Annotated in this window: 9 protein-coding genes and 1 pseudogene; 7 read left to right on the forward strand and 3 right to left on the reverse strand. The window is 62.2% G+C overall.

What is annotated here, in order from left to right:
• The first annotated feature begins 7 nt into the window (after positions 1-7).
• Both ASD01_RS15925 and ASD01_RS15930 read left to right on the forward strand, forming a co-directional pair.
• Positions 8-517, forward strand: a complete 510-nt coding sequence (locus ASD01_RS15925; protein WP_034791281.1) for a GNAT family N-acetyltransferase — start codon at positions 8-10, stop codon at positions 515-517.
• A 178-nt stretch (positions 518-695) separates the two neighbouring features.
• Positions 696-1,568 carry a lytic transglycosylase domain-containing protein gene (locus ASD01_RS15930; protein ID WP_082566343.1) on the forward strand — a complete coding sequence of 291 codons (873 nt, stop codon included), beginning with the start codon at positions 696-698 and terminating at the stop codon, positions 1,566-1,568.
• A gap of 45 nt (positions 1,569-1,613) precedes the next feature.
• Here the strand turns inward: ASD01_RS15930 and ASD01_RS15935 are convergent, their stop codons facing one another.
• Complete coding sequence (locus ASD01_RS15935) at positions 1,614-2,621, reverse strand: NAD-dependent epimerase/dehydratase family protein (protein ID WP_034791269.1); 1,008 nt, start codon at positions 2,619-2,621, stop codon at positions 1,614-1,616.
• A 101-nt stretch (positions 2,622-2,722) separates the two neighbouring features.
• Between ASD01_RS15935 and ASD01_RS15940 the strand changes: the two are divergent.
• Positions 2,723-3,638, forward strand: a pseudogene (locus ASD01_RS15940) (LysR family transcriptional regulator).
• A gap of 101 nt (positions 3,639-3,739) precedes the next feature.
• Here ASD01_RS15940 and gyrA read toward each other — a convergent pair.
• A complete protein-coding gene (gene gyrA / locus ASD01_RS15945; protein WP_060644132.1) occupies positions 3,740-6,520 on the reverse strand; it encodes a DNA gyrase subunit A in 2,781 nt (926 codons plus the stop codon).
• A 421-nt stretch (positions 6,521-6,941) separates the two neighbouring features.
• On the opposite strand from gyrA, the gene ASD01_RS15950 reads away from it, so the two are divergent.
• Positions 6,942-7,571, forward strand: coding sequence for a MarC family protein (locus tag ASD01_RS15950; RefSeq protein WP_034791266.1), 630 nt, complete (start codon positions 6,942-6,944; stop codon positions 7,569-7,571).
• A gap of 112 nt (positions 7,572-7,683) precedes the next feature.
• Here ASD01_RS15950 and ASD01_RS15955 read toward each other — a convergent pair whose 3' ends face one another.
• A complete protein-coding gene (locus ASD01_RS15955) occupies positions 7,684-8,244 on the reverse strand; it encodes a single-stranded DNA-binding protein (protein ID WP_034791264.1) in 561 nt (186 codons plus the stop codon).
• A 279-nt stretch (positions 8,245-8,523) separates the two neighbouring features.
• Between ASD01_RS15955 and uvrA the strand changes: the two genes are divergently transcribed.
• Genes uvrA through ASD01_RS15970 form a run of 3 tightly spaced genes read left to right on the forward strand, consistent with a single transcriptional unit; the run spans position 8,524 to position 12,788 of the window.
• Positions 8,524-11,445 carry an excinuclease ABC subunit UvrA gene (gene uvrA / locus ASD01_RS15960; protein ID WP_034791261.1) on the forward strand — a complete coding sequence of 974 codons (2,922 nt, stop codon included), beginning with the start codon at positions 8,524-8,526 and terminating at the stop codon, positions 11,443-11,445.
• A gap of 44 nt (positions 11,446-11,489) precedes the next feature.
• Positions 11,490-11,942: a GNAT family N-acetyltransferase gene (locus tag ASD01_RS15965; RefSeq protein ID WP_051659220.1), complete on the forward strand. Its 453-nt coding sequence runs from the start codon at positions 11,490-11,492 to the stop codon at positions 11,940-11,942.
• A gap of 42 nt (positions 11,943-11,984) precedes the next feature.
• A complete protein-coding gene (locus ASD01_RS15970) occupies positions 11,985-12,788 on the forward strand; it encodes a DUF72 domain-containing protein (RefSeq protein ID WP_034791394.1) in 804 nt (267 codons plus the stop codon).
• Positions 12,789-13,469: the final 681 nt, after the last annotated feature.

The following is a 13,469-nucleotide window of genomic DNA, read 5'->3' on the forward strand; positions in this document are numbered from 1 at the left end:
AGCAAGCATGCTGATCCGGGCGGCCATCCAAGACGATATGCCAGTCATCTGCGAGATCTACAACGACGCCGTGGCGAACACGACGGCGATCTGGAACGAGACCCTGGTCGATGTCGCCAATCGCGTGGCCTGGCTGAAGGCGCGCACGGACGTGGGCTATCCTGTGCTGGTGGCGGTCTGCGAGGAAGGCGATGTCATCGGCTATGCGTCCTTCGGCGATTGGCGCGCCTTCGATGGCTATCGCCATACGGTCGAGCACTCCGTCTATGTTCACAAGGATCGGCGCGGTGGCGGCATCGGCCGGAAACTCATGGTCGCGTTGATCGCCGAGGCCGAACGGCTTGGCAAACATGTGATGATCGCCGGCATCGAATCGGAGAACGCAGCCTCGATCCGCCTTCATGCCCAACTGGGTTTCGAGGATACCGGCCGGCTGCGTGAGGTCGGCACGAAGTTCGGCCGCTGGCTTGATCTGACATTCATGCAACTGGTGCTTCCGACGGGCTCGCCGCGCTAACCCGCGGCGGCGCCTCGACAATGGCCGTTTGTCGAGGCGGCGGGAGATGCTATGAACCTTCAAGGACTGTTTCTGGAAATATTTTGACGTGGGTCTTCGGCGGAAGGTCAGATCGGGCGCCTGGGCACGTGTCGCGAGAGCGGCACTGGCGTTGGCTGCCAGCATTCCTGCATTAAACATGACCGAGGCAGAGGCTCGTATCGACGACTTCGCCGCGCAGCCCAAGTGCGTCTATTCCGGCCCGTCGGCCACCGACTCCGCCAAGTCGCTCTGCATCAGCAAGGAAAACTTCGCCCGCGATATCTGCGGCGTGATCGACCACTATGCGACGGTCAACGACCTGCCCGCGGCCTTCTTCGCCCGGCTCATCTGGCGCGAAAGCCTGTTCCGGCCCAATGCCGTCAGCCCCAAGGGTGCCGAAGGCATCGCGCAATTCATGCCGGGAACGGCGAAGATGCGAGGGCTCAACAACAGCTTCGATGTCGTCGAGGCGCTCGGCAAGTCGGCAGAGTATCTGAACGAACTGAAGTCGCGCTACGGCAATCTCGGCTATGCGGCTGCCGCCTACAATGCCGGCGAGAACGGGCTGGAGCGTTTTCTCGAGGTCGATTGGCTGCCGGCGGAAACGCGCAACTACGTGCTCGCGATCACCGCCTACAGCGTCGAGGACTGGCGCGACAATCCGCCGAAGATCCTCGACCTGACGCTCGACAAGAACAAGAGCTTCATCGACGGCTGTGTGGCGCTCGCCAGCACCCGCAACCTCCGCGACATCGAGGTGATCGACGAAGCCGAATGGGCGCCCTGGGGCGTACAGCTTGCCGCGCATTTCCAGAAATCAGTGGCGCAGCGACTGTTCGTCAGCGCCGTCAAGCGCCTGCCGGAGCCGATCCGCAGCGAGAAGGCGCTTCTCCTGCGCGAGCGCAATGCCAGCTTCGGCCTGCGAATCCGCTACGCCGCACGCATCGGCCGCGAGACCCAGGCGGACGCGAACAAGCTTTGCGCCACCATCCGCAAGAGCGGCGGCGCTTGCCTCGTCTTCCGGAACTGACTGCTATCGAGGCCTGCCCGAAATTGATCCTGACATGCGCGCGCGCTAGCCTGCGGCAATCCCTTGCGGAAGCGCCCGCGGGGCGTTCAGGCAACCAAGTCCGACGAGCGTCGTTGCAACCGCCTCGTCGATCGGCGTGTGCGGCTCTTCGCCGAGCACGGCAAGCAGCCGCTCGTTCGGCATTCTCAACGGTTCGCGCCAGAGATAGCGCATCTTGCGCAACTCCCTGAAGAGCGGAACGAAGGGCGAAGCCAAGTCGATCAGCCACCACGGGAAGGCCCGGACGGGAAGCGCCGGCTTGCCGACAACCCGGCGGATCGCCGCGATCATCTCGGTTCCATTGCGGTCGAGGAAGCCGCGCATGTGGTAAACGGCGAAAGGCGGCAGGTCCTCGGCGCGCTCGACGAGGCGGATCATGGTTTCGGCGACATCGGGCAGATAGGCCCATTGGTGGCCGATCCCCTCGCGGCCCGGGTAGGAAATCGCGCCCAACGCTCTGCCCGGCTTTACCAGCCCTTGCGAAAACCAGTTATTGGCCGCACCGGGACCGAAGAAGTCGCCTGCCCTCACGATGATGACGCCGACACCTGCCTCCGAAGCGTCCTTCAGACGGCGCTCCATCTCCCTGCGGATCAGACCCTTGTCGGTATCCGGGTTCTGCGGCGCGTCCTCCGTTAGGACGGGAAAGGCGTCGCGGCCGAAATTGTAGATCGTTCCCGGTAAGAGGATGCGTGCACCGGTGGACTTGGCCGCGGCGATCGTATTGTCCAGCATCGGCAGCACCAAGGTGCCCCAATTGCGGTAACCCGACGGATTGACCGCGTGCACGATCAGATCCACCCCTTCGGCAGCAGTGCGAACGTCGTCCGCGTTCATGGCATCGCCTTGCCGCCAGTCGAACGCCGGCTCGGCCTGCGCCGTCGTCGCGGCGTTTCGGTTCAAGGCACGCACCTGCCAGCCGCGCCTGCGGAGCCCACGGGCGACGGCGCTGCCGATACCGCCCGTCGCGCCGAGCACCAGCACACGTCTTGTTCTCTGCTGCATCTCGGTCATGTCACACTCCATCCGTTTCGATGAAGGCAGGATCACGCATTCACGAGCTAAACGGAATTGCCGAAAAATCTTGCGTAGCTATACTGAAATCCATGAGCAAGATGGATTTGAGCTGGGATTTCTACCGAACATTCCTCGCCGTGCTTAAGGAGGGATCGTTGTCAGCCGCCGCCCGCGAGCTTGGCCTGACGCAACCGACCGTTGGCCGGCACGTGGACGCCATGGAAGCGACACTCGGCTATCCGCTGTTCGTGCGCTCGCCGCACGGTCTGTTGCCGACCGACGCCGCGCTGGCACTCAAGCCCTATGCCGAGACGCTCGCCGCGACATCGGCTGCGCTCTTGCGCGCGGCGTCGGGCCGGCGCGATACGGTCAGCGGCACTTGTGCGTATCAGCGCTAGCGAAGTCATCGGCATCGAGGTCCTGCCGCCGATCCTTTCAGAACTGCACGCCGCCTATCCTGCATTGACGATCGAGCTTTCCGCCTCGGACACGGTCGAGGACCTCTTGCGCCAGGAGGCCGATATCGCGGTGCGCATGGTGGCGCCCGCACAGGATGCGCTAATCGCCCGACATCTCGGCGCGGTTCCCTTAGGCTTTCACGCCCATCGCCGCTACATTGAGCGACGCGGCATGCCGCAGACACTGGCAGACCTTAGCAATCACAGCCTGATCGGTTACGACCGAGAGACTGCGGCGATCCGGGCGATCATCGCCCGCTCGCCCGAACTGCCGGCCACACGCTTTGCGCTGAGGGCCGACAGCAATCTTGCCCAATTGGCCGCAATCCGCGCCGGCTTCGGCGTCGGAATCTGCCAGAGCGGACTTGCGGCACGCGACCCCGACCTGCTCCCAGTGCTGCCCGGCTTGTTCGAGATGAAGCTCGATACCTGGCTGGTGATGCATGAGAACCTGAAGACGGCTCCCCGCTGTCGCGTCACGTTCGACGCACTTGCCGCGGGACTGCGGGCCTATATTCGTGGCACTGCGCATGCAGACGCGAATACCGAAATCTGACTTTCAGACACCTCCCGCTGCTGCTCAATACTAGTCCTACGCACGAAAAAGCCCGCCAAAATGGCGGGCTTTCAGTTTCCTTGGCACTTCAAGTCTAGCGCTTAATCCTCGGATTCGGCTGGCGTTTCCGCTGCGCCGTTCTCGACGGCCGCCTCTTCGCCTTCCTCTTCGTCGCTTTCCGGTTCGCTGATGCTCTCGACCGAAACGACCTTCTCGTCCTTGGCGGTCGAGAAGATGGTAACGCCCTTGGTCGCGCGGCTCGCAAGCCGGACGCCATTGATCGGCACGCGGATCAATTGGCCACCGTCGGATACAAGCATGATCTGGTCGTTGTCTTCGATCGGGAAGGCCGCGACGAGCACGCCAATTTCCGTCGTCTTCGACGTGTCGGTGGCACGGATGCCCTTGCCGCCACGGCCCGAAGTCCGGAAATCGTAGGACGACGAGCGCTTGCCGAAGCCCTTCTCCGAGACCGTCAGCACGAACTGTTCGCGTGCCTTCAGTTCCTCGAAGCGTTCGTTCGACAGTTCTCCGCCGTCAGCGACTTCCTCGCCGACCAGAGCGATTTCTTCCTCGTCGCCGTTCGTCGCCCGACGTTCCGCTGCAGCGCGCTTGAGATAGGCGGCACGCTCCCACGGTTCGGCCTCGACATGGCCAAGGATCGCCATCGAGATGATGCGGTCGCCGTCGCCGAGATTGATGCCACGAACGCCGATCGAGTTGCGGCCGGCAAAGACGCGCACGTCGTCGACCGGGAAGCGGATGCACTGGCCGAGCGCTGTCGTCAGCATGACGTCGTCATGCTCCGTACAGGTGTCGACGGAAAGGATCTCGTCGCCCTCTTCCTCGAGCTTCATCGCGATCTTTCCGTTGCGGTTGACCTGAACGAAGTCCGACAGCTTGTTGCGGCGAACCGTGCCGCGGGTCGTCGAGAACATGACGTCGAGGTTTTCCCAGGTTGCCTCATCCTCGGGCAGCGGCATGATTGTCGTGATGCGTTCGCCGGGTTCCAGCGGCAGCATGTTGATCAGCGCCTTGCCGCGCGATTGCGGCGTGCCTATCGGCAGGCGCCAGACCTTCTCCTTGTAGACGATGCCACGCGAGGAGAAGAACAGAACCGGCGTATGGGTATTGGCAACGAATAGCCGGGTAACGAAATCCTCGTCCCGGGTCGCCATGCCCGAACGGCCCTTGCCACCACGGCGCTGCGCGCGGTAGGTCGTCAGCGGCACGCGTTTGATATAGCCGAGATGCGAGACGGTCACGACCATGTCTTCACGGGCGATGAGATCCTCATCGTCCATGTCGGGGCCGCCTTCCATGATCTCGGACCGGCGCGGGGTGCCGAACTCGTCGCGGATGGCGACGAGTTCGTCCTTGACGATGCTCATGATACGCAGGCGCGACGACAGGATGTCGAGGTAATCCTTGATTTCCTCGCCGATCTTGTTGAGTTCGTCGCCGATTTCGTCGCGGCCGAGCGCTGTCAGGCGCTGCAGGCGCAGGTCGAGGATGGCGCGGGCCTGCTCTTCCGAGAGGTTGTAGGTGCCGTCCTCGTTGATGCGGTGGCGCGGGTCGTCGATGAGGCGGATGAGGCTCTCGACGTCATGGGCCGGCCAGCGGCGCTCCATCAACTGCTCGCGCGCCGTCTGCGGGTCGGGCGCATGGCGGATGAGCTTGATGATTTCGTCGATGTTGGCAACCGCGATGGCAAGACCGACGAGCACATGGGCACGGTCGCGCGCCTTGCGCAGCAGGTACTTCGTACGCCGGCTAACAACTTCCTCGCGGAACGAGACAAAGGCACGCAGCATGTCGAGCAGCGTCATGTGCTCGGGCTTGCCGCCGTTCAGTGCCACCATGTTGCAGCCAAACGAGGTCTGCAGCGGCGTGTAGCGGTAAAGCTGGTTCAGGATGACATCGGCATTGGCATCGCGCTTCAGTTCGATGACGACGCGGTAGCCCTGGCGGTCCGATTCGTCACGCAGGTCCGAGATGCCTTCGATACGCTTCTCGCGGACCAGCTCGGCCATCTTCTCGATCATCGTCGCCTTGTTCACCTGGAACGGGATCTCGGTGATGATGATCTGCTCGCGGTCGCCGCGCATCGGCTCGATATGGGCGCGGCCGCGCATGATGACGGAGCCGCGGCCGGTCTCATAGGCCGAGCGGATGCCCGAGCGGCCAAGGATCAGCGCGCCAGTCGGGAAATCCGGGCCGGGGATGATTTCCATCAGTTCCGGCAGTTCGATCGCCGGATTGTCGATCAGCGCCATGCAGCCGTTGATGACTTCGACCAGGTTGTGCGGCGGAATGTTCGTCGCCATGCCGACGGCAATACCGCCGGCGCCGTTGACGAGCAGGTTCGGGAACTTCGCGGGAACGACCGCCGGCTCCTGCAGGGTGCCGTCATAGTTGTCGCGGAAGTCGACCGTTTCCTTGTCGAGATCGTCGAGCAGCGAATGCGCGGCCTTCTGCAGGCGGCATTCGGTGTAGCGCTCGGCCGCCGGCGGGTCGCCGTCGACCGAACCGAAGTTGCCCTGGCCGTCGATCAGCGGCAGGCGGAGCGACCAGTCCTGCGCCATGCGCGCCAGCGCGTCGTAGATCGCGGCGTTGCCGTGCGGGTGGTACTTACCCATCACGTCCCCGGTCACACGGGCGCATTTGACGTATTTCTTGTTCCAGTCGATGCCGAGCTCGCTCATCCCGTAGAGGATGCGGCGGTGCACGGGTTTCAGACCGTCACGCACGTCGGGAAGCGCGCGGCTGACGATAACGCTCATCGCGTAATCGAGATAGGACCGCTGCATTTCCTCGATGATGGAAATCGGCTCGATGCCTGGCGGAGTTTTTCCGCCGCCGGGGGTGCTTTGCTCAGTCAATGGTGATCACGATCTTTGTTCAGAATCAGTCGGATATTTATAGCGGATTGCCATCGGAAGCGCCAATTTGCGGCCTTTGGCGCCACTTGCCCCCCGGACTGTGAAGATGTCCTTGTAATGCCTTGATTCGCTGTACGATTCACCCAGTTATCCCGATCGGGATCGATGAGCCGCACAGCAGTTGTGAACAGTCTTTTGCCGCCGGAGCAGGCTTTTCTAGGGCATCGCGCCGGAAATCGGAAGACCCTGTCCGTCAAAGCCCGACTCGCCGCGGATTTCCAGCCTCTACGCTCGCAGCGATTGCTGATTAAGTCATTGCTGAGACTTTGTTTGTCTGCCCCTTCCCAATGCCCGGCCGCTTGCCTAACAATGTAGACATGCCACCGGGAAAACCCGGGGCAAAATCCGGAAGGGGAAACGGATGTTCAATGTCGACCTCCTGGTCAATGCGCTGACGACGCTTCTCGTCACGCTCGATCCGCCTGGCCTCGCGCCGATCTTCCTGAGCCTCACGGTCGGCCTCAGCCGGCAGGAGCGCTTTCAGGTGGCCACCCGTGGCTCGCTGATCGCCTTCTTCATCCTGGCGGCCTTTGCGCTCTTCGGAAACAGCATCCTCGGCCTGCTCGGCATCTCGATCGGCGCCTTCCGTATCGCCGGCGGCCTGCTGCTCTTCTGGATCGCCTTCGAGATGATTTTCGAGAAGCGCCAGGAGCGCAAGGAAAAGACCGGCGAGAATGCGACAGTCAAGGACCACATTCACAACATCGCGGTCTTCCCGCTGGCCCTGCCGCTCATTGCCGGGCCAGGCGCGATTTCGGCAACGATCCTGCTTGCCGGCTCGTTCCCGACCGCTGTCGAGCGCACTCAGCTCCTGATCGTCATCGCGCTGTCGATGCTCAGCCTGTTTCTGGCGCTGGTCATCGCTGAACGCGTCGATCGCTTTCTCGGCGTCACCGGCCGCGCCATCCTCACCCGACTGCTCGGCGTAATCCTGGCAGCACTCGCGGTGCAGTTCGTCGTCGACGGCGTCAAATCCGCGATGACGACCTGAGGTCGGATGGCTGGGCGCATCCTTCGCCCGATGCAGTCGAAGAAGACCGGAAACGAAAAACGCCACGTCCCGAGGACGTGGCGTTTTTTCTGTAAATAGGATCCGCTTGCGATCAGAACGGAATATCGTCGTCCATGTCGCGCGAGAAGCCGCCGCCCTGGCCGCCTTGACCGCCCTGGCCACCGCCCGAGCGACCGCCGCCAGAGGACTGGCGCGGCTGGTCGTAATCGTCGTAACCGCCGCCGCCATAGTTGCCGCCGCCGCCGAAGTCACCCGCTCCACCGCCGCCGCCACGGCTGACACCGGAGCCGCCGCCTTCGCCGCGGCCGTCAAGCATGGTCAGCGTCGAGTTGAAGCCCTGCAGCACGACTTCGGTCGAGTAACGGTCGTTGCCGTTCTGGTCCTGCCACTTGCGGGTCTGCAGCGCGCCCTCGATGTAGAGCTTGGCGCCCTTCTTCACATATTGCTCGACAACCTTGCAGAGGCCTTCGTTGAAGACCACGACCGTGTGCCATTCGGTCTTTTCCTTGCGCTCACCGCTGTTGCGGTCGCGCCAGGTCTCCGACGTTGCAATGCGCAGGTTGGCGATCGGCCGGCCGTCCTGCGTGCGCCGGATTTCCGGGTCTGCCCCGACATTTCCGATCAAGATCACCTTGTTGACGCTTCCAGCCATGTTGCTTTTCCCGTGGTTTCACCGGGCCATGGACCCGGCTTGGAATTTCAAGAGCGCGCATCTTAGCGGCCTGATGCCGCCGATACGCCCCGCCTCGCACATAATCCACAACAGTTTTGGTCGTTTTATGGGCGATTTGTTCTTTATTTGTTCTAGTATTTGGCTATGATCCTGTCAACCGACTCGAATTGGCCGCCTGTTTTGCCGATTGCGCCTCGACATGGGCGTTGGCGTCATTACATAGGGGGCTTTCAACCGACATGCAAAAGCTGGCTTCCGATGAGTGAACTCAAGACCATCTCCATTCGTGGTGCGCGCGAGCACAATCTGAAAGGCATCGACCTCGATCTGCCGCGCAACAAGCTGATCGTGATGACCGGCCTTTCCGGCTCGGGCAAGTCCTCGCTTGCTTTCGATACGATCTATGCCGAAGGCCAGCGCCGCTATGTCGAAAGCCTTTCGGCCTATGCGCGCCAGTTCCTCGAAATGATGCAGAAGCCGGACGTCGACCAGATCGACGGCCTGTCTCCGGCGATCTCGATCGAGCAGAAGACGACGTCGCGCAATCCGCGCTCGACGGTCGGTACCGTCACCGAAATCTACGACTATATGCGCCTGCTCTTTGCGCGCGTCGGGGTCCCCTATTCGCCGGCGACGGGTCTGCCGATCGAAAGCCAGACGGTGAGCCAGATGGTCGACCGGGTGCTCGAATTCGGTGAAGGCACGCGCCTCTATATTCTTGCGCCGCTCGTGCGCGGCCGCAAGGGCGAGTACAAGAAAGAACTCGCCGAACTGATGAAGAAGGGCTTTCAACGCGTCAAGGTCGACGGCACCTTCTACGAGATCGCCGAGGTGCCCGCACTCGACAAGAAGTACAAGCATGACATCGACGTCGTGGTCGACCGCGTGGTCGTGCGGCCCGACCTCGCCTCGCGCCTTGCCGACAGCCTTGAGACCTGCCTGACGCTCGCCGATGGCCTCGCAGTCGCCGAATTCGCCGACAAGCCGCTGCCACCCGAGGAGACCGCTGCCGGCGGCTCGGCCAACAAGTCGCTGAACGAAACCCACGAGCGCGTGCTGTTTTCGGAAAAGTTCGCCTGCCCGGTTTCCGGCTTCACCATTTCCGAGATCGAGCCGCGGCTGTTCTCGTTCAACAACCCCTTCGGCGCGTGCCCGACCTGCGACGGTCTCGGCAGCCAGCAGAAGATCGACACGGCGCTGATCGTGCCGGAAGAGCACCGGACGCTGCGCGACGGCGCAATTGCGCCCTGGGCGAAATCCTCCTCTCCCTACTACAACCAGACGCTGGAAGCGCTCGGCAAGGTCTTCGGCTTCAAACTCGGCAGCCGCTGGAACGAGCTGTCGACTGCGGCGCAGAACGCGATCCTGCACGGAACGGAAGAGAAGATCGTCTTCCATTACGAGGACGGTGCCCGCTCCTACAACACCACCAAGAACTTCGAGGGCATCGTGCCCAACCTCGAGCGCCGCTGGAAGGAAACCGACAGCGCCTGGGCGCGCGAGGAGATCGAGCGCTACATGTCGGCTGCGCCCTGCCCGGCTTGCGCCGGTTTCCGCCTGAAGCCGGAAGCGCTGGCGGTCAAGATCGACAAGCTGCATATCGGTCAGGTGACCGAAATGTCGATCCGCGTTGCACGCGACTGGTTCGAGGTCCTGCCGGAGCATCTGAATGCCAAGCAGAACGAAATCGCCGTCCGCATCCTGAAGGAAATCCGTGACCGACTGCGCTTCCTCAACGACGTCGGTCTCGAATATCTGAGCCTGTCGCGCAATTCCGGAACGCTCTCAGGCGGTGAAAGCCAGCGCATTCGGCTGGCCTCGCAGATCGGCTCCGGCCTCACCGGCGTTCTCTACGTGCTCGACGAGCCGTCGATCGGCCTGCACCAGCGCGACAACGCCCGCCTGCTGGACACGCTTCGGCATCTGCGCGACATCGGCAACACGGTGATCGTCGTCGAACATGACGAAGACGCGATCCTGACGTCCGACTATGTCGTCGATATCGGCCCGGCTGCCGGCATCCATGGCGGCGAAGTCATCGCGCAAGGGTCGCCGTCGGACATCATGGCCAATCCGAAATCGCTGACCGGCAAGTATCTGTCCGGCGAGCTTTCGGTTGCCGTTCCCTCCGAACGCCGCAAGCCGAAGAAGAAAAAGGAAATCACCGTCGTCGGCGCCCGCGCCAACAACCTGAAGAACGTCACCGCCTCGATCCCGCTCGGCGTCTTCACCGCCGTTACCGGTGTCTCCGGCGGCGGCAAGTCGACCTTCCTGATCGAGACGCTCTACAAGGCCGCCGCCCGCCGCATCATGGGCGCGCGCGAAAACCCGGCCGAGCACGACCGCATCGATGGCTTCGAGCATATCGACAAGGTGATCGACATCGACCAGTCGCCGATCGGTCGTACCCCGCGCTCGAACCCGGCAACCTATACCGGCGCCTTCACGCCGATCCGTGACTGGTTCGCCGGCCTGCCGGAAGCCAAGGCACGTGGATATCAGCCGGGCCGGTTCTCCTTCAACGTCAAGGGCGGCCGCTGCGAGGCCTGCCAAGGCGACGGCGTCATCAAAATCGAGATGCACTTCCTGCCGGATGTCTACGTCACCTGCGACGTCTGCCACGGCAAGCGCTACAACCGCGAAACGCTCGACGTGCATTTCAAGGGCAAGTCGATCGCCGACGTGCTCGACATGACCGTCGAGGAAGGCGTCGACTTTTTCGCCGCCGTTCCCTCGGTGCGCGACAAGCTCGTCACGCTCAACCAGGTCGGCCTCGGCTATATCAAGGTCGGCCAGCAGGCCAACACGCTCTCGGGCGGTGAGGCCCAGCGCGTCAAGCTCGCCAAGGAACTGTCGAAGCGCTCGACCGGTCGCACGCTCTACATTCTCGACGAGCCGACCACCGGCTTGCATTTCCACGATGTCGCCAAGCTTCTTGAAGTTCTGCATGAGCTCGTCAACCAGGGCAATTCGGTCGTCGTCATCGAGCACAATCTCGAAGTCATCAAGACTGCCGACTGGGTGATCGACTTCGGCCCTGAAGGCGGCGACGGCGGCGGCGAAGTCATCGCCAAGGGCACGCCGGAAGACGTGGTCAAGGAAAAGCGGTCCTATACCGGCCAGTTCCTGAAGGAGCTGCTGGAGCGCCGGCCGATGAAGAAGGTCGAAGCAGCAGAGTAAGTCTGCCGATCTGGTCGGCGCGCTTTAGGAGCGATCACGGCATGATGCGGCCTGCTCGTCTGGAAGATCTGGCCGCCGTTCAAAGCGTGACGGAGGCGGCCTATGAGCCCTATCGGGCGCTCTTTGGTGGGCCGCCGCTCCCGGTCACCGAGGACTACGCGCCTCGCATCCTTCGCGACGAGGTCTGGCTTCGGGAGCGAGATGAGGTTGTCTCGGCACTTGCCGTTTTCGAACGGCACGCCGATCACCTTATGATCTTCAGCCTTGCGGTTGCCCCGGCCTATCAGCGCCAGGGGTTCGGCATCGAATTGCTGCGCTTCGTGGATGCCAAAGCGGCCGAGTGGGGCTTGCCGGAGGTGCGGCTCTACACCAAGTCACGCATGGAGCGAAACATCGCGCTCTATCGCGCCTATGGATTTCAAGAAACGGGTCGCCGACCCAATCCCTATCGTCCAGGGTGGGCACTCGTGGACATGACGAAATCGATCAAAGACTGAAAAGCACGCGGTCAAGCGATGGCCGTTGTTGAGGAGGATGGCATGGCAAAATCCGGAAAGATCCGCGTTGGTATCGGCGGCTGGACCTTCGAGCCCTGGGAAGGCACCTTCTATCCCGACACGCTGGCAAAGAAGCGGCAGCTCGAATATGCCGGCAAGCAGTTGCGGGCAATCGAGGTGAACGGCACCTACTATTCGTCGCAGAAGCCGGAGACCTTCGCCAAGTGGGCGTCGGAAGTGCCCGACGATTTCATCTTCTCCCTGAAGGCGAGCCGCTTCGTCACCAACCGCAAGGTTCTCTCGGAAGCCGGTGAATCCATGGAGCGATTCCTGACGCAGGGACTGACCGAGCTTGGGCCTCATCTCGGCCCCATCCTCTGGCAGTTCGCGCCGACGAAGAAGTTCGAGCCCGACGATTTCGAAGGCTTTTTGAAGCTTCTGCCGGATAAGCAGGACGGCTTGCCGCTGCGCCATGTGGTCGAGGTCCGCAACCCGACCTTTCAGTCTCCGGATTTTGTCTCCCTGTTGGAGAAATACGGCGTCGCCGTGGTGCTCGCCGAGCATGCGGACTATCCGATGATCGCCGATGTCACTGCCGATTTTGTCTATCTGCGCCTGCAAAAGGGCAGCGACGACATCAAGACTTGCTATGCTGCCGACAAGCTCGACCTCTGGGCCGAACGCGCCAAGGCGTTTGCGGCGGGCGACGAGCCGAGTGGGCTTGAAAAAAGCGCGCCTGATCGCACGGCCAAGAAGGAGCCGCGTGACGTGTTTGCCTACTTCATCACCGAGGGCAAGGTGAATGCGCCGAACGGCGCACGCGAGCTGCAAAAGCGCGTCGATTGAGATCAGCAGGGCCAGACCGCGCGCAGACGCGTCTGGCCCGCCTAGGGCGCATCCGCGCCCGAGAGCCCCACCACGCTTGGAGTCTCGTGCCTGTCGCAAGGCGTTGATGTTCAGGCGTGCCGAGGCCGCGCCGACGTCGGCTGCGAACCAAATGCCGGTGCTTACGGGACCGCCAAAAAACGAATCACTGCCCCACCCCATATCGCTTTCACCGATGCAACCGAGCCTGCCGTAAGGGACACTTTTTATGCGGGTTTTTACCCGTCAAAATTTCGATTGCGTGCCAACCGTTGCGTCAGTCTCACAGGCAACCTCCGGAAGTGCCTGATTTTCATGGCGTTGACCGATGTCCCCGTTTTCCACAGCCGGTCCACACAACATCTAGGGCTCAAACTTCCGTCACAAACCACCCCTTGACGCCTCCGGACGATTCACGGTTAATGGATTTCACGTTGCAACGGCGGCGGACCGGATTGTTCAAGTCCCGGTTCCTCTCCCCAAATCGGCGGTTCTGAAAGGCGGCAGTCATGGATTTCACCATGGGGTCGCCCTGAGGATTTCTGTGCGATTTTTCGGGTCCACCGGGGCAATATTTGGCTGGCATGAAGAAGTTGTTGATACTATATTTAGTATTTGCAGACAGCCTATCTCACAAGATACAGGGTCACCCAGTTATGGGTT

This window comes from Ensifer sp. Root423, from assembly GCF_001426275.1.
In the GTDB taxonomy this organism is placed as follows: domain Bacteria; phylum Pseudomonadota; class Alphaproteobacteria; order Rhizobiales; family Rhizobiaceae; genus Ensifer; species Ensifer adhaerens.